Source organism: Chitinophaga sp. LS1 (genome assembly GCF_034274695.1).
GTDB lineage: Bacteria > Bacteroidota > Bacteroidia > Chitinophagales > Chitinophagaceae > Chitinophaga.
Genome location: NZ_CP128362.1, coordinates 6,056,348 through 6,080,340 on the forward strand (window position 1 = coordinate 6,056,348; position 23,993 = coordinate 6,080,340).

The following is a 23,993-nucleotide window of genomic DNA, read 5'->3' on the forward strand; positions in this document are numbered from 1 at the left end:
TGCATGAATATTATTGAGATTGTCAACAAGCAGGTACTGACCATAGGGAATTGTGAAAGTGAACCGATACATATCCCTGGCAGCATCCAGCCCCATGGCATGTTACTGGCCATTATACCGGCCAGCGGGGTGATCCGGTACTGTAGCGCAAATACCCACCAATTTATTGATAAACAACCAGCTGAAATCCTGGGTCAATCCCTGGCTGCTATCCACCCGGCTCTTTGGGAAAAGGTAGAACCCTTATTGGATGCAGAAAATTCTCCATTTCATCCTATCATCGCCGGTGACCTGCAGACGACCATCCACGAAAGCGGCGAATTTCGCATTTTAAGTATCGAAAAACGCCTCGATCAAATAAATGACCCAGACTATGCCTTCGATCAGACAAGGGGCTTTATTGGCTTTATAGAGCATTCCAGGACCCTCAAAGAACTCTGTCAGAACATTGCGGCCGAGACAGCCCGTATTACGGGGTTTGACAGGGTCATGATTTACCGCTTTGACAAAGAATACAACGGGGAAGTTTTTGCAGAATACTGCCGGGAGGGTTTACCGCCTTACCTGGATCTGCATTACCCACATACAGATATACCGCCACAGGCGAGGGAGTTGTACCTCCACAACCTGCTCCGTCTTATTCCGGATGTACAGTATGAGCCGGTGCCATTGCTGACCATTGCCACAAAGCAGGAGCCTGTGCAGCAGCTGGACCTGAGCGATGTAGGTCTCCGGAGCGTATCTCCCATCCATGTGCAATACCTCAAAAATATGAGCGTAGGGGCTTCCATGAGCGTATCCGTCATTATGGAAGGCAATTTATGGGGCCTGATCGCCTGCCATCATTCCGAGCCACTGATCCTGTCGTCCCAGCAAAAAAAGGCGGCTTTACTCCAGGGGCACTTTCTGAGTTCGCAGATCCGGGTACAGCAGGTAGCTGAGGAGCATGCCGTAAATGTAAATGTGGAAGCACATCTGCAGCTGCTACTGAACCAGATTGATCACGATGAAGACCTGAGTCAGAAATTTGAGCAGTTTACCTCCCTCCTTTCAGTGACGAATGCGACCGGGGTTGTCCTGCTGCACGAAGGCAAGATCTATGAAAAAGGGCTGGTACCTTCCAGGGATAAAGTCCTGGGACTGATCCGCTGGGTAGGGGATAATGTAAAGTCGAGTCTCTTTTCTACAAACTGCCTCAGTAAGCGTTATCCAGATGGCGTTACGATGAGTAAATATGGATCCGGCGTGATCTTTCATGCTATGGGTAAACCAACCGATAGCTGTGTGATCTGGTTCCGTGAAGAACTGGAACGTACTGTAAAATGGGCGGGAAGACCTGATACTGCGTTGCAGAAGAAAGCGGAGGGAAAGCCCCTGACACCCCGTAAGTCATTTGAAATATGGAAAGAGATGGTTAAGTACCAATCGGCTGAATTCAGGGCTTCGGAGATCAATGCAGCGATCCGCTTTGCCACTTCCCTGCAAAACCATTTCCATCTCACTTACCTCCGTAATGAAGAAAACAGGCTTCGTGTGCTGAATGAACGCCTGCAACAGGCCAACCAGGAGCTTTCTAATATCAATTGGATCACCTCGCACGATTTGAAAGAACCTTTAAGAAAGATTCAACTCATGTCGTCGAGAATTGTGTATGAGGGTGGCGACAATCTGTCGGAAGTCATCAAAGTACACATTGAGAAGATCCGCAATTCTGCCAGCAGAATGCAACACCTGGTAGACGATATTCTTTCCTATAGCATGATGAATAACCGGAATAATATGTTTACCCTGGGCAACCTGGAACCGATTATTTTGGAGGTAGGAGCTGAACTGGAAGAAGAACTGGCGCAAAAGAAAGGACTGCTTTCCGTTCAGTCTATGCCTCAGGATCTCCGTATCGTGACCCACCAGATGGGGCAATTATTTTTGAACCTGATCTCCAATGCGATCAAATTTGCCCGGCCAGGTGTACCGCCTGAAATTTATATCAACTGCCAGGTAGAGAAAGGCCGGGACATACTCGAAGTGGCATTGCCTGCTGATAAAAGTTTTTATTGTATCCGCATTTCAGATAACGGCATGGGGTTCGAGCCGAGGTTCAATGAAAAGATTTTTGATATCTTTTACAGACTACATGATCGGAACACTTATGAGGGTACAGGAATTGGATTAGCCATCTGTAAAAAAATTATGGAGAACCACCATGGGGCTATCACTGCAAGCGGTGAAGCCGGTAGGGGAGCGATTTTCAGGGTTTATTTACCTGTCGAATAAAAGCCGTTTTCATAGGGCCATTTCAGTTAGACAGAAAAAAGGCATAATTTTTTTTGGTGATTTAAAAATAAAGTCTACTTTTGCAATCCCAATCACGGGAATGGCCTCGTAGCTCAACTGAATAGAGCATCTGACTACGGATCAGAAGGTTTCTGGTTTGAATCCAGACGAGGTCACAAAAGAGAGGAACGTTTTGTACTAAAAGAGATCAAAACTTTTCTCCTTCAAAAAAAGAAAAGGCAAAATTTGGTAGTCTGAAAAATATTTTCTAAATTTGCCCTCCCAAATGGCTTCGTAGCTCAACTGAATAGAGCATCTGACTACGGATCAGAAGGTTTCTGGTTTGAATCCAGACGAGGTCACCCAAAAAGCCCGTTTCATCTACATGAAACGGGCTTTTCTTTTGTGCATACTATAGATCTATCATCATGAAAATACAACTCTGGAGCATCGGGAAGGAAAATGACGCGTACATCAGAGATGGTATAGCGGTTTTCCAGAAGCGGTTACAGCATTATACAGATTTTGAGCTCAGGCTGATCCCTACGGTGAAGCAGGCGGCAAGTCTGTCTGTGCCGGAGCTCAAAAAGGCGGAAGCGAAGATGATTATGGACATGCTCCAACCCCAGGATTACCTCCTCGCCCTGGATGAACATGGAAAGATGCATACGACCCTGCAACTGGCAGATTTTCTGCAGCAAAGGGCAAATGCAGGCACCAGGCAGTTAATTATCCTGATTGGCGGGGCCTATGGGATCGATAGTAGTTTGCTGGAAAGGGCACAGTTGAAAATGTCCCTCTCGCCACTCACATTTCCGCACCAGTTGGTAAGATTGATTATGACGGAACAAATTTACAGGGCGTATACAGTTTTGAACCGGGAAAAATATCATCATCAGTGATAATTTTAAGTAAATTACAACCAATAAATTATTTGACTCAACATGGAAGGCTTTACTTTAACGCATACAATTATTCTGATCACCTGCCTGGTATCACTCACTACAATGTTCTACAATCCGGAGAAGATTTACGACCTGAGCCTGCGCCCAACCATGATCAGAGATCGTAAGCAGTACTACCGCTTCTTCACCTGTGGTCTTGTACACGCTGACCTGATGCACCTGGGTTTCAACATGCTCTCCCTCTACTTCTGCGGACGCTTTATAGAACAAACATTCGAAGCTATCTTTCAGTCTAAATTTTACTTCCTGATATTTTATGTGTTAGGGATTATCTTATCAGGTATTCCCACTTATATTAAGCACAAAAACGATGACCATTATTCTTCCATAGGTGCATCCGGTGCTGTATCTGCTGTGATCTACGCAACCGTATTATTTGCACCATGGGCGAAAATCTATGTACTGATATTTCCTATGCCGCTGATCTTGTACGCAGTATTGTACATCGTGATGACGGCTTACCTGGATAAACGTCAGTACGGCGATGGTATCAATCACTCTGCGCACTTGTGGGGAGCTATATTCGGTCTGATCTTCCCGATTATTTTCAAGCCGCAGATTGTTTTGTACTTCCTGAATCAACTCATGCACCCCTCTTTCTTTTAAAAGGGCAATACGATATTGAAAAGCCGCTTGGGTCTATGTCCCAAGCGGCTTTTTCATTTTACACGGCCTGCTTTTTGCAATTGTGTCTTTGAATCAAGGCTCCAGCTAAGCGAAACAAGCCATCTGATAAAATCTGAGACCACCCGGATTGAGAAAGGAAGTAAATATCCCTACAATACCAATGTGGATCAAGAATCAATTAGTGGATTTTTTTCTACGGGAGTCTCTTCATCACTCATAAGGAATTGGTAGCAATCACGTATGGAAGAAAAAATAGTGAAAATATTATTGGCCGATGATGATCTGGAGGATCGCTTTATTATGCAGGACGCTTTCAATGCCATCAATCTGCCTGATGTGCCCTTACTTGTTGAAGATGGAGAAAAAGTATTACAGCATATGGAACAGCTTTCACTGGATGCAGGAACCCTTCCTTCCCTGATTGTGCTGGACCTGAATATGCCGAGGATGAGTGGCACAGAAACCTTACGTGAACTAAAGAACATTCCCGAATACCAGAACATTCCAGTGATTATCTTCTCCTCTTCCATGAATGTAATGGAAATGCATCAGTGCCGTCAATTAGGTGCCCTGTCCTATATGGTAAAACCATTTACTTACGAGGAATACCTTGTTTCAGCACAACATTTCTATGATTTTTGTCTGAAAAAACACTCCTTTCCGGAACTCAGCAGTCTGATTCAAAACTTTAAATAGGCTGCCACTCCAGCACCAACATATTGCTGGTATGGGGGGTAATCTTACACCGGTCATCTATGCGCATACCGATGATCCAGACTATTCGTTTGGCGGATTCCAGCACCCATATATTCTCTTTCTGTATCAATGATAATTTCTGATCTATGAAGAAGCGACTCAGCTTTTTCTTTTTCCGCATGCCTAATGGGTAGAAATAATCTCCCTGTTTCCAGCGGCGCATGAGCAATGGGAATTGTAAAGTATCCATGTCCAGGCAGGCCATGTGCGGAGAACCAGGAATGGGGGCACCTTCACTGCTTCGGATCTTCAACTTCAGGGACCCTCCTTTCACTGGCACAACTGCTGTTTCTTTTTCAATCACAATCAGGGGAGCTTCCGGAGCTTCCAGTGGCGTAATTAACAGCCACACTCTGTCGCGGATAATCCGGTGGGTGGTAGTTTCTACCAGTCTGCCGGGTTCTGATTGCAGCAGATCGATCACCTGTGGTAATTGCGGGGCACTACAGCCAAAGTCTTTGAAGATCTCCCAGGCAATTGTTTGCAGGGGTATCGCTTTTTGGAGCTTTAGTACAGGTACTTTAAAATTATCCCCCTGTTTGAACAGCAACCGTTTTTTATGCCTCAGTACTGCTTCCGTATACAGTTGTTCTGCTTCCCTGAAACGGTCTATACTGGCCGCCATTTGGGGTACAACCGCCGGAAAGGTCTCCTGTATAACGGGGATGACTTTGTGCCGGAAGAAATTGCGTGTATATTTTACTGTTATATTAGAACTGTCTTCTACAAATCCCCAACCGTTCGCTGTTGCCAGGGCCACCAGATCTTCTTTTTGTGCAAAGAGCAATGGCCGGATCAGGTGTTGCTGACGGGGTAATATACCGTGAAGACCTGCAATACCGGTGCCTTTGGAGAAATTCATGAGTACTGTTTCTACATTGTCCTGCATGTGATGTGCGGTGGCGAGGAATGCATACCCCTGTTGCTGACGGATCTCTTCCAGCCATGTATAACGCAGTTCACGGGCTGCCACCTGGATGGATACACGTTTTTCATTAGCGTATACTTCGGTATCAAAGCGAATGGAGTACAATGGTACTCCCAGTTCATTGGCCAGTGCGGTCACGAATGTTTCGTCTCTTGTAGATTCTACCCCTCTGAGCTGAAAATTGCAGTGTGCAATGCCACAGTCAATGCCCGCCTGTTTGTACAGGTGCGCCATCACGACGGAATCCACGCCGCCGCTTACAGCCAGCAAGATCCTGTCACCTGATTGGTACAACTTTTCTGCTGCGATATATTCCTTAAACCTGTTAATAAGTTCCATAGTGTTGATTCGATTGTTATTTTCTTAAAGCAGATCGTCAAGTGCCATCTGGAGTTCATTGTAGGCATGCCTGTTATTTTCAGCTTTTGCCATTTCCATGCCTTTTTCGTAAACGGCGATGGCTTCCTGCTCCGCTCCTGCCCTTTCCAGCAGTTTGCCAAGGTGGTAGTACGAGCCTACATACCCCGGTTCGTGTGTCAGCAACTCTTCGAACTGCAGACGGGCATCCGCATCGTTGCCCAGTTTTATATATTCCAGCGCCAATGCATGCTTCAGAAAGCTGTCATTAGGTGTCTGTTTCAAAAATTCTTTTATACTGGCTATCCTATCCATTATTTAAATATATTTGCTCATACCGCTTTATTTCATAAAACAGTTAAGGCCATGAAGATATTAGTATGTATCAGTAAAACTCCGGACACGACTGCAAAAATAGCTTTCACAGACAACAACACGAAATTCAATGAAGCAGGTGTACAATTCATCATCAACCCCTACGATGAATGGTATGCCCTGGTCAGGGCGCTGGAACTGAAAGAGTCCCTCAATGCTACTGTACATCTGATTACCGTGGGTGGTGCTGATACGGAGCCCATTATCCGTAAAGCCCTTGCATTAGGAGGCGATGAAGCCTTCAGGGTGAACACAGATAGTCCCGACAGCTATTTTATTGCTGCGCAGATTGCAGCCCATGCCGGGCAACAGGGTTATGACCTGATCCTGACAGGAAAAGAAACCATCGATTACAATGGCGCTGCCATTGGTGGTATGGTCGCAGAGTTGCTGGATCTTCCTTATGTATCAATCGCTGCAAAGCTGGAGCTGAGCGACAATACAGCCACTATCAACAGGGAAATTGAAGGTGGTGAGGAGATCGTAACTGTAGCACTGCCTGTAGTCGTATCCTGCCAGAAAGGAATGGCCGAAGCCCGCATCCCCAATATGCGTGGTATCATGGCTGCAAGAACCAAGCCACTGGCGGTAGTAGAGCCGGCACCAGCCGATACGCTGACTACCATTGCCAGTTTTGAGCTGCCACCAGCAAAAGCAGGTGTAAAAATGATTAGCCCAGATAATGTGGAAGAGCTGATAAAGCTATTGCACGAAGAAGCTAAAGTGATTTAAGTTAACCGGTTTTACCGAATACCCCGTTAAGAAAAATCATTCCACGTCAGGCGCCCGCCTGCGAACATTATTCAAAAATCTAAACAGCCAAACCGATATGTCAGTCCTCATATTTGCAGATCAGGCCCAGGGAAAGATCAAGAAGGCGGCTTTTGAAGCGATACAATATGGTGCAAAAGTAGCACAACAATTTAATACAACTGCGACCGTGCTGGTGCTGGGTGAAGTACCGGAGGGTGAATTGACAGCACTGGGCAATTACGGTGCAGGCAAGGTGTTGCATGCGGCAGATGCCCGCCTGAATGAAACAGAAGGAAGTGTATTTACAAAGATCATAGCAGCTGCTGCAGAGCAGGAAGGTGCCGATGTGATCGTATTCCCACACAACTTTGACGGCAAAGCAATCGCCCCGAGAGTTGCAGCCCGCCTCAAGGCAGGGTTTGTGTCTGGTGCGATCTCTTATCCGGATACCAGCAATGGCTTTGTGGTAAAAAAGAGTGTCTTCTCTGGCAAGGCATTTGCCAACATAAATATCACTGCAGCGAAAAAGGTGATAGCGGTCATGCCGAATACCTTTGCGGTGGAGAAATCTTCCAATACATCGACAGTAGCGGCTTTCCCCACTGCAGTTAATGATGGGGATTTTAAAGTAAAAGTGAGTAAAGTAGAAACGGTGAGTGGAGAGATACCGCTGACGGAAGCAGAGATCGTAGTGAGTGGTGGCCGTGGATTGAAAGGTCCAGAAAACTGGGGGCTGGTAGAAGATCTGGCAAAGGCATTGGGAGCAGGTACAGCCTGTTCAAGGCCGGTAGCAGATTCTGGCTGGCGCCCACACCATGAACATGTGGGGCAGACTGGGCTGACCGTGCGGCCAAATTTGTACATCGCTATAGGAATATCGGGTGCAATACAACATTTGGCAGGGGTTAATGGTAGCAAGGTGATTGTGGTCATTAATAAAGATCCGGAGGCACCTTTTTTCAAGGCGGCAGACTACGGGATTGTAGGAGATGCATTTGAGGTAGTGCCGAAATTGACAGCGGCCGTGAAGGCGTTAAAAAGTTAAAAAGTTTACATTTGAAAATTAGCTGCTGTCTTCGACAGCAGCTAATTTTCAGGTTTATCAAGCATTACGTAATTTTTAGATAAGGAATATTTTTTCTAACTTCACGACTTATAAAATATTCAGCGACAACGCAGGACAGATATGAGAAAAATAGAACTGGAAATAGTTGCCCTTTCGCACAGCATTACACAAACACATTCATACGCCGTCGTACTGGGGGAAGTGAACGGTTTGCGCAGATTACCTATTGTAATAGGTGGATTCGAAGCACAAGCCATTGCTGTAGCGCTTGAAAAAATGCAACCCAGCCGCCCACTGACACACGATCTGATGAAAAACTTTATGAATGCATTCAACATTGAATTGCACGAAGTGGTCATCAGCAATTTGCAGGAAGGGATTTTTTATTCAAAACTTGTCTGCTACAGTAATGATGAAACCATTGAGATAGATTCACGTACTTCCGATGCATTGGCATTAGCCGTGCGTTTTGGTTGTCCCATCTTTACTTACGAAAATATCCTGAACAGTGCCGGTATCCTACTCGATGACCCTGCAGGCAAGAAGGGATTGAAACCTGTCACACCGACCATTTCAGAACACGAAAAAGGTGCTGAGGATGATCTGAAAGTCCTGAACCTGGATGAGCTTACACAACTGCTACAGGAAGTATTGGAACAGGAAGATTATATCCGGGCGATCGCGATACGCGATGAGATCAATAGCCGGAAGAGCAGATAAATTATACCTTTTTTCCGCATGATCGTTTTTCCAAATTGCAAGATAAATCTGGGTCTGCATATTGTCCGCAGGCGTGCGGATGGTTTTCATGACCTGGAGACGGTATTCTATCCTTTGCAGCTCACAGATGCGCTGGAGGTGTTGAGTCCGGGAACATTACAATTTAACAGCAGTGGTATTGCAATACCAGGTGCTGCAGATGATAATTTATGCCTGAAGGCGTGGCATTTGCTGAAGAAGGATTTCCCTTCTATTGCAGAAGTGGATATACATCTGCATAAGCATATTCCAATTGGCGCAGGGCTGGGCGGTGGTTCGGCAGATGCTGCGTTTATGTTGATGCATTTGAATCAGCGTTTTCAGCTGGGATTGACAACGGAGCAGTTGGTAGAGTATGCTGCTGCGTTGGGCAGTGATTGCCCGTTTTTTGTTTTGAATAAGGCGTGTTATGCTACAGGGCGTGGCGAGGTAATGATACCGGTGGAACTTGACTTAAAAGGATGGACCTTTGTGTTGGTGTATCCGGATATACATGTGAATACGGGGTGGGCGTTTAAACAACTGACGCCGGGGGAACCTGATATTTCTTTGCTGGAGGTGATAAAGCGGCCGGTGGAGGAATGGAAGGGATTGATGAAGAATGATTTTGAGATTCCCATATTTAGTGCGCATCCGGAATTAGCACAAATTAAAGAGGAAATGTATAGACAGGGTGCAGTGTATGCGACGATGAGTGGAAGTGGTTCTTCGATAGTGGGGATTTTCCCGAAGGGAGGGAAATTTGAAACAGATTATAAATCATTTATAATATAAAAAAGGGCTTTCGCCTATGGCGAAAGCCCTTTTTTGCGTGCGCCTGCGGCGGGCTGGAAATAAATAAAAGAGCCGATGCTATTCAGCACCGGCTCTTTTTGTTGTATCGTTGGAGGCTACCGCTTATTTAACGGTTGCTACGAGCTTCTTGAAAGTCTCAGGCTCATTCATAGCCAGATCAGCCAATACCTTTCTATTCAGATCGATATTCTTAACTGACAGCTTGTGGATGAACTCAGAATAAGTGATACCTTCAGCACGAACTGCAGCGTTAATACGCGCGATCCACAACTGACGGTAGTTTCTCTTCTTTAATTTACGGCCTACATAGCTATATGTAAGACCTTTCTCCAATACGTTCTTGGCTACGGTATAAACGTTTTTACGTTTACCATAAAAACCCTTGGCCTGCTTTAAAATTTTCTTCCTGCGGGCTCTGGAAGCAACTGCATTTACTGAACGAGGCATTTTGTGCTCTTTTTTCCGTTTTAGTTAATAATAATTCTGAAACTCCGACTATCTGAGTGCGAGCATTCTCTTTACGAGATCCAGGTTAGCGGAACTAACCAGGCTGCTACCTCTCAGGTGGCGTTTTCTTTTGGTAGCTTTCTTGGTCAGCAAGTGACTTTTGAAGGCATTATACCGCTTAATCTGTCCGCTCCCGGTTACCTTGAAGGTCTTCTTAGCCCGGGAATGAGTCTTTACTTTGGGCATCTTACATCAAATTTGGTCTGCAAAGGTAGATAAATAATTGATACAACAATCGTCAAATATAACTTTTTTATTCACGGAATGACGATGTGGATAACTTTTCTTCTCAAATATAAAAATAATTTTCACCTCATTAAGTACCTGAAAATCAAAATTCCTCTCCCCCATTACTTCCATTTCTGCTTTTATATATTAGGTTATAAGTAATACACATTTTTTCTATTTACTATATTAGTGTTAATTTTAATTTCAAAATAGTATTATTTAAAGCCATATCGTAAAACTTAACCAGGCCTATGAAAGCACTTTACACTTCATGGATCGCCTACTCCGTATGGAGTTGGTTGCTTTTTCACCCTCAAAAATATGAAAGACCACAAAGAGCGCCCGATTGTTAATCCAGCCCTCTCTGATAGTTTTTTCCCAAAATAATTGAAGATGAAAAAGATTCTAATCCTATTATATAGCTGTTTGTTCCTCGCCATGGGTATAGCGCGGGCGCAAACGCTGTATTTCAACATACCGGATACGGTATGTATGTCAACTAATAATAGTACTGCGGATCAGGCCAAATTTGTTAGTATGAACGCCGTGCTGTCAAGTAACCAGAACGGCAAGGCAACCTGGACAATCACGACGCCAACAGGATCAGATGCAGATTATACCATCCTGTACTCTGACGTCAATTCTACCGTCAAGTCCACTCAGCTAACAGGAACCCAGGCCCTGACAATCCAGTTCCTCACTGCCGGTACTTACACCTTTAAAGTCGTACTCAAAAGAACAAATGGTGCAGACATTACTTCGACTAAAACAGTCGTGGCTGTAGATTGTACCATTTCGACCTGTAGTGGCGGTAATGCCGAAATGCCCGGTTTCTCGGAGAACTTTGGTACCCTGCCGACCAATACGTCAAGAATGGCCTATTCGCCTTCTTCCGCTATTACTTATATTTATCAGGCTTCCGGTGACCTGAACGATAACTATTATGCAATATCCAATACTACACAGCTTAGACCTGAATGGGTAGCTGCCCTGGACCATAGCGGTTTAACCCGCGGTGGTATGCTGGTGGCCAACTCAGATTATACGCCTAGTATCTTCTTCCAGAAAGAAGTGACCGGTCTTTGTCGTGGTTCGGTGTATAACTTCAGCGCCTGGCTCCTTAACACGGATAGCGCCTCTGTATTAAACAACAATTGCGTAAACGGTTATAAATACGCTGGGGTCACCTTCCAGGTACTGAATGCGGCAAATACCAGTCAAGTACTCGCAGAATTTAAAACCTATGCGGTATCGATGAACATCAAGAAAACACAATGGCAAAGGTATGGTGGTTCATTCACTGTACCTTCCGGTGTTACAGACGTTCTGGTAAGGATCAAAAACAATTTCGACGGTGGTTGTGGTAACGATATTGCAGTTGATGATATCGAATTCCAATATTGTAGCCCCGTTATCACGGCACAGATTGAAGGCCAGGCCGATAACCTGAAAGAGGTATTGTGTGAAGGCGCTCCTACCGTGATAACCTCCGCTTATACACCTGCTACCTACTTCACTAATCCGGAGTACCAGTGGGAAATGTCTGATGATGGTGGTGTGACCTGGTTCAACGTACCTTATGGTACTGCGAACAACGACACCCTCTTTATCGCTGAAGGCGAACTGACTGCTACCAAAACGGAAGCAGCAGATTATTATTTCCGTGTAAGGATCTACGAAAGTGGCAGCTCTTCAGAAACCTGTGCTTCCCCTTCTTCTGCGGTCAAAATTACCATCCTCCCAATGCCAACCCTTTACCTGACCAAGAGCCAGGTGTGTGAGGGCGCCACTGTCGAGTTGCAGGCTTCGGGCGGTTTTGATGAATTTAAATGGAGCGATACCACTTATGTCGGTCCTAAACGTTCGATCACACTGGTTTCTGATACCACCATTACCGTATATGGATATATTTATTATGGTATTGATGGTGGTAAAACCTGTGTGGACTCCAACAGCGCAAGCATTAGTGTTGATGATAAACCTACAGTGGAGATCTCTGCAACACCAACCACTATTTGCGTGGGTAGCAGAGTTACCTTCTCCGTAAACGACACATTATCAGCTATAATTCCTACTGGCGGTCATATATATTGGTATAAGGGTAGCGATTCTACCGGCGTATTGTTGACAGATTTTAATGATCTGACATCGATGACTTATACAACAGAGACGATCGCAGATAGTGTATTTACGGTCGTCGTCAAATCGGGCCAATGTATCGTGCAGTCCGAACCATTCCATGTGAAACTCACAGATATACCGGCGCCACCTGCGGGTAAGCACCTGATCCAGTGTGTGGAAACCGGAAGCAGTACGTTCACCCCAGGCCGTACACAGATTACCGGTACATCAGGAACATGGTCTTATATTGCTGTGGAAGGACCCGGTGTGTCTGATCCGAGCAACGTTGACTTCTCTGACTACATTACCGGGAATAAAAATAACCCGGGGGCTACCTTTACATTGCTACACGCAGGTACCACCGTATACCTCCAGTATACTGTGAAAGCTACCGCCAACTCTTCCTGTATTGGTTATGCATACGATACGCTGACGCTCGTAGCTGGTGCTTCTGCTGCTTATGCAGGTGAGGACACCATCCAGTGTGGTACTTCGAATGTATTTACGATGACGGCTACGCCTCCTAACACAGACGCAACCGGCATATTTGCAGAAGAAGGTACCTGGACGGTGATCTCCGGTAATGGTGTAACCATCGATGATATCCATGCTTATAATACAACTGTAACGGTAACTCCTATAGGTACAGCACAGGATGTAGTACTGCAATGGAGTATCGCGAATACCGCAGGTTGTGCTACCACTACCGATGAAGTGACCCTGCACTATACAGCTGTTCCAACAGTGACCCTGAAACCGGTGACCATCTGTAACACCGCAACTTCCTTCTCACTGGATACAACTGCGACTTCAGGTAATCCTTTATATTATAGTATCGCTGCTGCCAGCACAGGTGCAATGCCTGGGTTCAGTGCGGTTGCCGAAACACCAATTACTACATGGCCAATCACTGTTACTATTCCGAGTGGTGTTGCTGCAGGTACTTACAACTTCCTGCTGACCGTAAGAAATGATTATGGTGGTTGTACCAATACAATTCCGTTCTCTGTAAACGTAGAATCACCTACCACTGATCCTACCGGCGTAACCGTAAGTTCTCCGAACATTTGTACTACTGGCTCTACTACCCTGACTGTAACAGGTGGTACCCTTGGTCAAAACCCGGATGGTACCGATGCGGCACAATGGGTATGGTACGCAGGCGGCTGTGGTACAGGTACTGCTATCGGTACAGGTGCGACAATCACGGTGACCGTTTCTGCTACCACTACATTCTATGTAAGAGCAGAAGGTACCGGCTTATGTGCGAATTCAACCTGTGCAAGCGGAACTGTAACTGTATATACTGCTCCTGCTACTTCCAATGCAGGTGCTGACCAAACACATTGTAGCGACTCCCTGTTCACCATGGCAGCTAACACAGCTACTATCGGTACAGGTGAATGGACCCTGGTAAGTGGTAAAGCAACGATCACTAATTTATCCAGCCCGACCACTACAGTGTTTGTACTGGCTGGTGACACTGCTACACTGGCATGGACCATTACGAATGGGGCTTGTACTACTTCAGACCAGGTGGTGCTGATCAACTACAAACAACCAGTTCAGGCAAATGCCGGTCCTGATTCTCTTATGCAGTGTGCGAATAGTACCTTTACCATGCAGGCGACAACACCTGCCATCGGTACCGGTACCTGGTCAACCTTCACAGGTAGCGCTGCCACTATCACTACAGGTATGTTCAACAATCCTGCAGCTACTGTGACCCTGGCAGCTGGTGATACAGCTACTTTAATATGGACAGTGACCAACGGAACCTGTTCTTCTCACGACTACGTAAAACTGATTAACTACGCAACTCCTACTACTGCCAATGCAGGTCCGGATACGATTAAACAGTGTATGACACCTTCCTTCACCATGTCCGCAACTGCACCTACCATTGGTACAGGTAAGTGGTCTGTGAAGAGTGGTAATCCTGTTATTGCAGCGGCAGACAGCAGCAAAGTAAATGCTGTGATCACCGTTGCAAATGGTACAACTGCAATTCTTTACTGGACTGTCACCAACGGTACATGTTCATCTAAAGACAGCATTGTATTAATTAACTACCAGAGCCCTGATCCTGCTAACGCTGGTCTGGATTCAATCGTTCAGTGTAATAACGCTACCTTCACCATGGCAGCGACTACACCTAATCCTGCTACAGCAACAGGTACCTGGACCCTCTTTACCGGTAGCGCAGCAAGCATCGCTGCTGCTGATATAAATAAGATCAATGCTATCATCACCCTGCCAGCCGGCGATACCGCCACGGCTATCTGGACAGTGACAAACGGTGTATGTTCCAGCTCTGATTATATCTTCCTGAAGAATTACCAGGCGCCTTCTACGGCACAAGCTGGTCCTGATTCAACCAAGCATTGTGCGGACGGTACTTTCACCATGTCTGCCACTGCACCCACCATCGGTACCGGTACCTGGACCGTGTCCAAACCAACAGCTATCATCACAAATCCAACCAGCACTACCGCTATCATCACAGTTCCTGTTGGCGACAGCGTAATGGCTTACTGGACAGTTGTAAATGGTACATGTTCTTCTATAGATAGCGTGAAACTGGTGAACTATGTAAAACCAGCCGACGCAGATGCGGGTCCTGACCAACACCTGTGTAGCGCTACCAGTTTTACCATGGCTGCGAATACACCTTCTGTAGCTACTGCTTACGGTGTATGGAGCAAGCCAGCCGGTTCTACTGCTACTATCACAAGCGTAACAAGTCCGACCACTACTGTGACCATCCCTGTGGGTGACAGCAGTATGTTGTTCTGGACAATTACCAATGGTGCTTGTGCAGATGTGGATACTGTATGGATTGTGAACAACAATCCGCCAGCTGCTGCCAATGCCGGTGTTGACACGATTAAACAATGTAACAACGCTGCTTTCGCCATGACGGCGAATACACCTTCTGTAGCTGGTGCTACCGGTTACTGGACAGTGGTATCTCCTTCTACTTATACCATCCCTGCTGCGGATGTAAACAATCCGACAGCTACTTTCTCTGTAACCGCAGGTACGACCGTAAAACTGAGATGGACAATCACTAACCTGGGATGTACTTCTACCGATAGCATTGTGCTGATCAACTACGAACAGCCAACTGCGGTAAGTGCAGGTGCAGACCAGACCAAGTGTGCGGGTACCGCTTTCGTAATGACTGCTTCTGCAGTAACCGTAACAGGTGCGACCGGTACCTGGTATGTACGCAGTGGTAACGCAACAATCGCTACCGGCGAAGAACACAGCGAAAGTGCCCATATCACTATTCCAAACGGCGAATCTGCTGTATTAAGTTGGGTAGTAACAAACGGCACTTGTGCTGACTCTTCTTCTGTAACACTGACCAACCTCCTCACTCCTTCCAATGCAAATGCAGGAGCGGATATCTATCATTGTAATGACAGTGCTTTCGTAATGGCCGCCAACGCTCCTGACGTAGCCGGTGCTACCGGTACCTGGACATTCGTTGGTACTACTACTGCTACACCAAGTGATCCGAACAGCCCAACTGCAACGATCATTGTACCGGCAGGCGATAGCGTACTGGCTATATGGACGATTACCAACGGTACCTGTCCTACCAGCGATACAGTGAAACTGGTGAACTACATGTCACCAACCGCCGCTGCTTTACCAGCTGACATGCAACAGTGTATGACCACCACGTTCCCTGTTACAGCGAACGCGCCTGATGTACCTAATGCAGTGGGCCACTGGACAGTAGTAAAAGGTAACGCTACCTTCCCTGCTGCTGACTTAAACAGCACATCTACTACTTTCACTGTGCCAAATGGTGATAGCGCTTATGTGACATGGACCATTACAAACGGTTTGTGCCAGAGCGTAGATACAATTAAGTTATACAACTATCAGCAACCTGAAACTGCGAACGCCGGTCCGGATTCTATCCGCCAGTGTAACAATGCTACCTTTACCATGCAGGCTACGGCAGCATCTCCTGCTACCGCTGTAGGTAAATGGTCACTGTATCCTGGTAGCGCGGCCAGCTTCAGCGCTGCTGATTCGACCAATCCAGCTGCTGTATTTACACTGCCTGCCGGTGATAGCGCTACCGCAACCTGGACAGTGACAAACGGTGTCTGCTCTTCTTCTGACAAAGTACTGCTCATTAACAGCGCAATGCCAGACCAGGCGAATGCCGGTGTAGACTTCATCCGTCAGTGTAATAACACGACCTTCACCGTGGCAGCAAACACGCCAACTGTAACAGGTGCTACCGGTAAATGGACACTCTCCAATACCCGTGCAACCATCGCAGCTGCTGATACCAGCAACCCAACTGCGGTGATCACCGTTCCTGTAGGTGATAGCGTAAAAGCTTACTGGACAATTACAAACGGTGCATGTTCTACTATCGACAGCGTGAAACTGGTGAACTATGCACAGCCAACCGCTGCCGAGGCAGGTCCTGACCAACGCCAGTGTGCTACCACAGCCTTTCCTATGGCGGCTAACACTCCTGATGTAACAGGTGCTACCGGTAGATGGACACTATCCAATACCCGTGCGACCATCGCAGCTGCTGATATCAGCAAACCAACTGCAGTGATCACTGTTCCTGTAGGCGACAGCGTAGTAGCTTACTGGACAATAACAAACGGTGTTTGTTCTTCTATCGATAGCGTGAAACTGATAGACGATGCAATGCCTGGTACGGCAAATGCTGGTCCTGCTCAGACACATTGTAACGACAGTGCCTTCACGATGGCGGCAAATACTGCTACCGCAGGTACCGGTGCATGGTCCTTCTACACAGGTACTACTGCAACGATTGCCACTACAGATGTAAATAATCCGACAGCAACGATCTTCGTACCGGCTGGCGATACTGCTACTGCTATCTGGACAATCTCCAACGGCATATGTACTTCTACCAGCACTGTTCTTCTGAAGAATGATATGATGCCGGAAGCTGCAAATGCGGGTCCTGACCAGACACATTGTAACGATTCGCTCTTCCACATGGCGGCTACGCCTGGAGCAATCACCACATCTACCGGTAAATGGACTGTGATCAGCGGTACTGCAACTATTGCAGCGACTGACCTGAATAACCCAACTGCCAGTGTGATTGTGTTCGCAGGTACATCCGCTACCCTGCAGTGGACCCTGAGCAATGGTACATGTACTGGTACGCCAGCTACTGTAACACTGACAAACCAGGGACCAGTACTGAACAATACCATCTCTGCCGATCAGACACTTTGTGCTTCTGAAACACCAGCTGCCCTCACGGGTACGGTGGCATTGAGTGGTGGCGACGGTACTTATACTTACCAGTGGCAGATAAGCACGACCAGTGCAACCACCGGTTTCTCCAATGTAACAACAGGTACAGGTGGCACTGCTGCTACTTATACCCCTGCTACACTCACCGCTGATACCGTATGGTTCAGAAGGATCGTAACTTCCGGTTCCTGCTCCAATACCATCAGCAACGTGGTGAAACTGAGAAGAATCACTACATCTCCTGTAGTTGTATCTGTTCCTGCTTCCGTAACGACTAATTGCGTAGCTGGTAAAGACTATACTACACTGTTCGGTACACCAGTATTCAGTCACCAGCCTTTCAGCAATGAAGCCCTGACTGTAACTTATACCGACAATACTCAAACGCCTGATGCATGTACTACCCTCATCATGCGTACCTGGACAGCCGTAGATCGTTGTGGTCTCACGACTTCCGCTCAGCAGACCATCACGGTTGTTGATACCACTGCACCTAAGTTCACCACCGCCGCTCCGGCTAACGTGACAGCAAGTTGTGACAACGTACCAGCTGCTGTAAACCTGACTGCTACCGACGATTGTTCCGGTACCCTGACCATCACACCGATTGAAACCCGTGTAGACATCGCAGGTCAGTGTACAAACAATTATTACCTGATCCGTAAATGGGTAGCGGTTGATAACTGTGGTAATGTAAGCGACACCCTGAGACAGACCGTAACTGTGAAAGATACCACCGGTCCTGTGTTCTCTGGTACTGCTCCTGCCAACGTAACCGTTGATTGTGATAAGGTACCTGCCGGAACTACCCTGACTGCTACTGATAACTGTACAACAGGTACCATCACTGTAACACCAGTGGATACCAGACAGTCAATCTCCGGCAGCACTTGTAGCAATACTTACCAGATCACCCGTACATGGACTGCGACCGATGATTGTGGTAACAGTACTGTACTAAAACAGATCATCACAGTAGTAGATACTACCCGACCAGTATTCAATACAATCCTGGTTGCTGATACTACTGTAAACTGCGACGGCGTACCTGCACTGCCAACGATCACTGCTACAGACAATTGTTCTGCAAGTGTGAAAGTAACGGTTGCCCAAACCAAGGTATTCCTGAGCACTACCTGCTCCAATAACTATCGTCTGACCCGTACCTGGACCGCTACCGACGATTGCGGAAACGTGGCTACAATGAAACAGGTAATTACTGTACAGGATACTACCAGACCATCATTTACCATCACACCGCCAAGCGATACTACCGTAAGTTGTAGTGCAGTGCCAACACCGCCAAGCAACCTGTCTGCTACTGACAACTGTAGTGCAACCAGTAATGTGAAGATCAGCTACACCCAGACCCGTCAGTCTATCACCGGTGCTTGTGCAAGCAACTACCAGCTGATCAGAGTCTGGACAGCGAAAGATGAATGTGGTAATACCAACACTGTTCGTCAGGTGATCACAGTAGTAGATACCACCAAACCAGTGATCGATCCGGCTCCGGCTGCTGTTACTGTCACTTGTGGAGGTACTATACCAGCTGCTGCTACCCTGTATGCAACTGATAACTGCGATGGCAACTTCCCTAAGAAAGCGACCATGACCACCGATCCATATACTGTGGATGCTTGTAACGGTTACACCATCACCAGAAGATGGAACGTATCTGACGCATGTGGTAATGCTGCGATCGAAAGGGTACAGATCATTACTGTAGTAGCGTGTCCTAAACCACAACTGGATACAGCGCTGCCAGCTAACTGTTCTGACAATACGAAGTTTGCATTGCAGCTGCTGACCAAAGTGAGCAAACCAACATTTACACTGCAGAGCGTATATCCTGCAGGTACCGTAACCACACCGAAGAGTCAGACCAGCAATGTATTCGACCTGAATGGTGCGACTCAGGCTACCTTCATCGTAACTGATGGCGTAACCGGTTGCGTATCTGACCCAGTGACTTATACCCTGCAATATGTACAGAAACCAACCGTCAACCTGGGTAACGATACTGCGATCTGCGAAGGCAACTCATTAACCCTGGATGCAGGTGCGGCAAATGCAAGTGCTGGTTATACAATTAAATGGAACACAGGTGCAACTACCCAACAGATCACCATATCTGCTGCCGGTACTTACTACGCAACGGTGACCAACAATGGTTGTTCCGCTACAGACTCTATTAAAGTAACGGTGAATACACCTCCAACGGTTGATATCCGCGATACCACTATCTGTGATGGCATGACTGTAAAACTGAATGCTTATGTACAGGGTGCTTCTTACACATGGAGCACTGGTGATACCGGACCATCTATCACTGTAAGTACCGCTGGTACCTACACCGTAGATGTATCACTGAAAGGTTGTACCGTAACTGACCAGGCGACCGTAACGGTGTCTACTCCGCCGAACGTGACCCTGACTCCTGATACTGCTATTTGTCCTGATCAGACAGTGATGCTGCAGGTTGAACCAGATGGTGGCAGTGTAACATGGTTAGACGGTTCATTGACAAACTCCATTATCGTATCTAAACCTGGTGATTACTGGGTGACTGTAACGAAGGGTGGTTGCGTTGTAACTGATACTGTAACTGTGACCAACAAAGCAAACATCAGCTTCGACCTCGGTCCTGACAAGGATATCTGTGCCGGTGGCCTCGTGGTACTGGATGCGACTAACGCTGACGTAATCTCTTACCTTTGGAATGATGGTACAACCGATCCGATCAAGGAAGTAAGCACACCAGGTACTTACACCGTAACAGTGCTTGACAGGTTCTGTAACCTGACTTCTACAGATAGCGTAAAAGTAACAGTGGCTGGTATCGGAGATATTTCTCTGGGTAATGATACCACCATCTGTATCGGTCAGACACTGACACTGAGTGTAGATGCCGGTACCGGCAACAGCATCAAGTGGCAGGATGGCGCTACTACTTCAACGTATGTAGTGACTACGACCGGATACTATACTGTGACTGTTTATAATGATTGCGGTACCGTAACCGATGATATCACGGTAACTTATAAAGCTTGTGAGGGTAAACCAGACTTCCCGAATGCGTTCACACCGAACGGCGACGGAAACAATGATACCTTCAAACCACATGTAACCGGAACGATGTATGACTACGATCTGCGTATCTACAACCGTTGGGGTGAACAGATCTTCATCAGTAAAGATTCCAAGACCGGATGGGATGGTCGATACAAAGGAACACTGGTGGATGTAGGAACTTATGTGTGGATGCTGAGCTATAAGAAGATACTGGGTGGACCATCAAATGTGGTGAAAGGCGAAGTGACCGTAATAAGATAAGAGAAGTGTAAAGTAGAAATAAAATAGGCTTTAAGGCGTCCCGGGATACCCACCGGGGCGCCTTCCTTGTTTAAGCAAAAAAAATACCCCGCAGCAGGCTGCGGGGTATTTTACCATATTTATTACTCCAATTAATAAAGCAATCTGGCCTTAATTGTATTCTTCACATCACGCAGCAATACAAACGCTTCTTTGGATAACCCACTATCCACATCCAATACAACGTAACCAACCGTATCATTCGTTTTCAAATACTGCCCCAGGATATTAATCTTATTCTGAGAAAGCACAGTATTGATTTCAGATAACACCCCCGGAACATTCTGGTGAATATGCAAAATACGATGTGTATGATCTACTTCCGGAACGCTCATCGCCGGAATAGTATGAGAACCGAAGCTCGCACCTTTCTCGAGGTAATTCAGCATTTTACTGCTCACATCCAGACCAATATTGTGCTGCGCTTCTTCAGTGCTACCACCGATGTGAGGCGTGAGGATCACATTGCTCAGTTTCTGCAGCGGTGTAGAAAATGCAGCACCGTTCTTTTCAGGTTCTACCGGGAATACGTCGATGGCAGCACCACTCAGGCGTTTTTCCAGCAGGGCATCTCTCAGTGCTTCCAGGTCTACCACTTCACCACGTGCATAGTTGATGAAGATAGCTCCCGGTTTTGCATGGCTAAGCACCTCGGCCGTGATCATATTATTGGTCGTCTTGGTAGACGGTACATGCAGGGAGATTATATCTGACTGCGCAAACAGCTCATCCAGGGAGCGGATCTGTACCGCATTACCCAATGGTAGTTTGGTTTCCACATCATAGTAAAGTACGTTCATACCCATTGCCTCAGCGAGTACGCTCACCTGGCTACCGATATTACCATAACCTACTATACCCAGGCTTTTACCTCTCAGTTCGAAGCTGCCTTTGGCTTCTTTCATCCAGGTACCTTCATGCGCAGCGGCATTTTTGTCCGGAATACGGCGGATGAGCATAATGGACAGACCAATTACAAGCTCAGCCACAGAACGGGTATTGGAATAAGGTGCATTGAAAACGGCTACCCCAAACTCACGGGCACTTTTCAGGTCTACCTGGTTGGTACCTATACAAAAACAACCGATGCCCTGCAGTTTATGAGCTGCCTCCAGTACCTTGCGTGTCACCTGCGTCTTTGAGCGGATGCCCAGCAGATGCACGTCTTTTACCTCACGAATCAGATCTTCTTCGCTCAGCGCTCCCGATAACCTTTTTACATTGGTATAACCAGCTGATGTAAATTGTGCCGCGGCGGCATCGCTGATGTTTTCCAACAATAAAATATTGATCTTCTCCTTCGGATAACTAGTCAACTTTTGCTGATCCATGATTCTATTTTATATGTTACCAACTGCAAAACAATTGGCTTAATGTTTGTTATTACGGCAAACAAAGCACAAACCTAAAAGATGTTGCGCAAAAATCAAATAGCAGTCGCTTCAAATTTGATTTCGTCAAAATTAAGCCAGTTTTTGGGCTTTATTTTGCCATTTTCGGGGTATAAATCTTAAAATACCTTTAAAATGACCAATTTGGTATTGAAATTTTTGCCCAACTTAGCTTTAGGTCCTAATTTTAAGGCTTTTACGAAATATTTGTCACAGATCGACTCTTAACAGCAGAATGAAAGCAGCTTTTATTGCACTAACTATCTCCGGGTTTACGTTATACGCTGTTACCGCTTGTCAAAGCAATGCGGCGTATAATAAGGATAGAAAATCGAGAACAAAGGATACTACGCAGATTGAGATCACTGATGAGGCGAGAGCAGCTGTACTCAATTCCCCCCGCACCAAGGTGCAACAACAGGAATTGGAAACTTTTTACAATACTAATTTATTGCGCTCCGGCTTCAATGGATCTATGATTGTAGCCAAGAAAGGGGTGATTATCTTCGAGAAATATCATGGCCTGGAGAACTTTAGAACGAAAAACTCCCTCATCGGGGAGAGTTCTTCGTTCCAGATGGCCTCTGTGTCCAAGACATTTACCGGGATGGCTACGTTATACCTGGCAGAACAGCAGAAGCTGAGCCTGGAAGATACCCTCCAGAAGTTCTTCCCCGGTTTTCCATATAAGGGAATTACTGTCCGTATGTTATTGTCCCACAGGAGCGGGTTACCAAATTACCTGTATTTCTGTGACAGCATCTGGCCGGATAAGAAGCGGTTTATGACCAATGACGATGTGATCCGCCTGATGGAACAACATAAACCAAAGATTCAGCACCTCCCTGATACGCATTTCCAATATTGTAATACCAATTTTATGCTCCTGGCATCCATCATTGAAAAGGTAACCGGGCAGAAATATGCGGATTTCTTACAAAAGACCTTCTTTGACCCACTGGGCATGAATAATACGTTTGTATATGATCCGGCTACCCCTGTAAGGGCACACCAGACCATCAGTCATAAATACAATGGGCAGGCAGAACCCGATACCAATTTTGATGGTGTGGTAGGTGATAAAGGGATATATAGCACCGCCCAGGATATGCTGAAATGGGATCAGGGGTTATATAACGGCAAGCTGTTTACGCCGGAATGGTTGAAAATCGCATATACTCCTTATAGCCATGAGAAACCGGGTGTACGGAATTATGGATTGGGATGGAGATTGATGGTGTACCCCGATAGTTCTGAAATTGTATATCACAATGGCTGGTGGCACGGGAATAATACGGTGTTTTACAGGATTGTGAAAGATACGTCTACGATTATTATATTAGGGAATAAGTATAATAGGAATATATACCATGCTGTGAAACCAGTAGCTGCGATTTTAGGAGCAGGTGATGGTGAGACGGAAGGTGAAGAATAGCACA

The 23,993-nt window shown here is 46.4% G+C and carries 15 protein-coding genes and 2 tRNA genes; 12 read left to right on the forward strand and 5 right to left on the reverse strand.

What is annotated here, in order from left to right; translation table 11 throughout:
* Positions 1–3 precede the first annotated feature (3 nt).
* The 6 genes from QQL36_RS24955 (at position 4) to QQL36_RS24980 (ending at position 4,562) form a co-directional block, all read left to right on the forward strand.
* A complete protein-coding gene (locus QQL36_RS24955) occupies positions 4–2,274 on the forward strand; it encodes an ATP-binding protein (RefSeq protein ID WP_321567153.1) in 2,271 nt (756 codons plus the stop codon).
* A 102-nt stretch (positions 2,275–2,376) separates the two neighbouring features.
* Positions 2,377–2,450: transfer RNA gene (locus QQL36_RS24960), tRNA-Arg, on the forward strand.
* A 112-nt stretch (positions 2,451–2,562) separates the two neighbouring features.
* Positions 2,563–2,636, forward strand: a tRNA-Arg gene (locus tag QQL36_RS24965).
* A 66-nt stretch (positions 2,637–2,702) separates the two neighbouring features.
* A complete protein-coding gene (locus QQL36_RS24970) occupies positions 2,703–3,176 on the forward strand; it encodes a 23S rRNA (pseudouridine(1915)-N(3))-methyltransferase RlmH (protein WP_083725816.1) in 474 nt (157 codons plus the stop codon).
* A 42-nt stretch (positions 3,177–3,218) separates the two neighbouring features.
* Positions 3,219–3,845, forward strand: coding sequence for a rhomboid family intramembrane serine protease (locus QQL36_RS24975; RefSeq protein ID WP_083725818.1), 627 nt, complete (start codon positions 3,219–3,221; stop codon positions 3,843–3,845).
* A 261-nt stretch (positions 3,846–4,106) separates the two neighbouring features.
* Positions 4,107–4,562 carry a response regulator gene (locus QQL36_RS24980; protein ID WP_083725820.1) on the forward strand — a complete coding sequence of 152 codons (456 nt, stop codon included), beginning with the start codon at positions 4,107–4,109 and terminating at the stop codon, positions 4,560–4,562.
* Here QQL36_RS24980 and tilS read toward each other — a convergent pair.
* Both tilS and QQL36_RS24990 read right to left on the reverse strand, forming a co-directional pair.
* Positions 4,555–5,889: a tRNA lysidine(34) synthetase TilS gene (gene tilS, locus QQL36_RS24985; protein WP_321567154.1), complete on the reverse strand. Its 1,335-nt coding sequence runs from the start codon at positions 5,887–5,889 to the stop codon at positions 4,555–4,557. The two genes, QQL36_RS24980 and tilS, sit on opposite strands and share 8 nt — an antisense overlap.
* A 24-nt stretch (positions 5,890–5,913) precedes the next feature.
* On the reverse strand, positions 5,914–6,222 hold the full coding sequence (locus QQL36_RS24990) for a hypothetical protein (RefSeq protein WP_083725824.1): 309 nt from the start codon (positions 6,220–6,222) through the stop codon (positions 5,914–5,916).
* 51 nt (positions 6,223–6,273) lie between these two features.
* On the opposite strand from QQL36_RS24990, the gene QQL36_RS24995 reads away from it, so the two are divergent.
* The 4 genes from QQL36_RS24995 to ispE all read left to right on the forward strand — a co-directional run bounded on the left by QQL36_RS24995 (position 6,274) and on the right by ispE (position 9,634).
* A complete protein-coding gene (locus QQL36_RS24995) occupies positions 6,274–7,014 on the forward strand; it encodes an electron transfer flavoprotein subunit beta/FixA family protein (RefSeq protein WP_321567155.1) in 741 nt (246 codons plus the stop codon).
* 97 nt (positions 7,015–7,111) lie between these two features.
* Positions 7,112–8,080 (forward strand): electron transfer flavoprotein subunit alpha/FixB family protein, encoded by a 969-nt coding sequence (locus QQL36_RS25000; RefSeq protein ID WP_083725828.1) that lies wholly within the window; start codon positions 7,112–7,114, stop codon positions 8,078–8,080.
* A 141-nt stretch (positions 8,081–8,221) separates the two neighbouring features.
* Positions 8,222–8,821 carry a bifunctional nuclease family protein gene (locus QQL36_RS25005; RefSeq protein ID WP_083725830.1) on the forward strand — a complete coding sequence of 200 codons (600 nt, stop codon included), beginning with the start codon at positions 8,222–8,224 and terminating at the stop codon, positions 8,819–8,821.
* Positions 8,822–8,839: 18 nt separating this feature from the next.
* Positions 8,840–9,634, forward strand: a complete 795-nt coding sequence (ispE, locus tag QQL36_RS25010; RefSeq protein WP_321567156.1) for a 4-(cytidine 5'-diphospho)-2-C-methyl-D-erythritol kinase — start codon at positions 8,840–8,842, stop codon at positions 9,632–9,634.
* Between the two features lie 123 nt (positions 9,635–9,757).
* On the opposite strand, the gene rplT is transcribed toward ispE, so the two are convergent.
* Together rplT and rpmI are read right to left on the reverse strand one after the other, a co-directional pair.
* The gene (gene rplT, locus QQL36_RS25015; protein ID WP_072357586.1) at positions 9,758–10,102 is read right to left on the reverse strand and encodes a 50S ribosomal protein L20; all 345 of its coding nucleotides are present in this window, start codon (positions 10,100–10,102) and stop codon (positions 9,758–9,760) included.
* Positions 10,103–10,150: 48 nt separating this feature from the next.
* Positions 10,151–10,348: a 50S ribosomal protein L35 gene (rpmI, locus tag QQL36_RS25020; RefSeq protein WP_072357585.1), complete on the reverse strand. Its 198-nt coding sequence runs from the start codon at positions 10,346–10,348 to the stop codon at positions 10,151–10,153.
* A 435-nt stretch (positions 10,349–10,783) separates the two neighbouring features.
* Here rpmI and QQL36_RS25025 point away from each other — a divergent pair, with 435 nt between their 5' ends.
* Entirely contained in the window at positions 10,784–21,124 is a 10,341-nt protein-coding gene (locus QQL36_RS25025) for a T9SS type B sorting domain-containing protein (RefSeq protein ID WP_321567157.1), read from the forward strand.
* 131 nt (positions 21,125–21,255) lie between these two features.
* On the opposite strand, the gene serA is transcribed toward QQL36_RS25025, so the two are convergent.
* Positions 21,256–22,494: a phosphoglycerate dehydrogenase gene (gene serA / locus QQL36_RS25030; protein ID WP_083730360.1), complete on the reverse strand. Its 1,239-nt coding sequence runs from the start codon at positions 22,492–22,494 to the stop codon at positions 21,256–21,258.
* Positions 22,495–22,789: 295 nt separating this feature from the next.
* On the opposite strand from serA, the gene QQL36_RS25035 reads away from it, so the two are divergent.
* A complete protein-coding gene (locus tag QQL36_RS25035; protein WP_083730359.1) occupies positions 22,790–23,989 on the forward strand; it encodes a serine hydrolase domain-containing protein in 1,200 nt (399 codons plus the stop codon).
* Positions 23,990–23,993: the final 4 nt, after the last annotated feature.

What these genes read in the sequence shown, in the direction of transcription:
- rpmI (WP_072357585.1), bottom strand. Translation starts at nt 10,348, where the DNA reads ATGCCCAAAGTAAAGACTCATTCCCGGGCTAAGAAGACCTTCAAGGTA.
- QQL36_RS25005 (WP_083725830.1), top strand. Translation starts at nt 8,222, where the DNA reads ATGAGAAAAATAGAACTGGAAATAGTTGCCCTTTCGCACAGCATTACA.
- QQL36_RS24970 (WP_083725816.1), top strand. Translation starts at nt 2,703, where the DNA reads ATGAAAATACAACTCTGGAGCATCGGGAAGGAAAATGACGCGTACATC.
- QQL36_RS24955 (WP_321567153.1), top strand. Translation starts at nt 4, where the DNA reads ATGAATATTATTGAGATTGTCAACAAGCAGGTACTGACCATAGGGAAT.
- rplT (WP_072357586.1), bottom strand. Translation starts at nt 10,102, where the DNA reads ATGCCTCGTTCAGTAAATGCAGTTGCTTCCAGAGCCCGCAGGAAGAAA.
- QQL36_RS24975 (WP_083725818.1), top strand. Translation starts at nt 3,219, where the DNA reads ATGGAAGGCTTTACTTTAACGCATACAATTATTCTGATCACCTGCCTG.
- QQL36_RS25000 (WP_083725828.1), top strand. Translation starts at nt 7,112, where the DNA reads ATGTCAGTCCTCATATTTGCAGATCAGGCCCAGGGAAAGATCAAGAAG.
- QQL36_RS25035 (WP_083730359.1), top strand. Translation starts at nt 22,790, where the DNA reads ATGAAAGCAGCTTTTATTGCACTAACTATCTCCGGGTTTACGTTATAC.
- serA (WP_083730360.1), bottom strand. Translation starts at nt 22,494, where the DNA reads ATGGATCAGCAAAAGTTGACTAGTTATCCGAAGGAGAAGATCAATATT.
- QQL36_RS24980 (WP_083725820.1), top strand. Translation starts at nt 4,107, where the DNA reads ATGGAAGAAAAAATAGTGAAAATATTATTGGCCGATGATGATCTGGAG.
- tilS (WP_321567154.1), bottom strand. Translation starts at nt 5,889, where the DNA reads ATGGAACTTATTAACAGGTTTAAGGAATATATCGCAGCAGAAAAGTTG.
- QQL36_RS25025 (WP_321567157.1), top strand. Translation starts at nt 10,784, where the DNA reads ATGAAAAAGATTCTAATCCTATTATATAGCTGTTTGTTCCTCGCCATG.
- ispE (WP_321567156.1), top strand. Translation starts at nt 8,840, where the DNA reads ATGATCGTTTTTCCAAATTGCAAGATAAATCTGGGTCTGCATATTGTC.
- QQL36_RS24995 (WP_321567155.1), top strand. Translation starts at nt 6,274, where the DNA reads ATGAAGATATTAGTATGTATCAGTAAAACTCCGGACACGACTGCAAAA.
- QQL36_RS24990 (WP_083725824.1), bottom strand. Translation starts at nt 6,222, where the DNA reads ATGGATAGGATAGCCAGTATAAAAGAATTTTTGAAACAGACACCTAAT.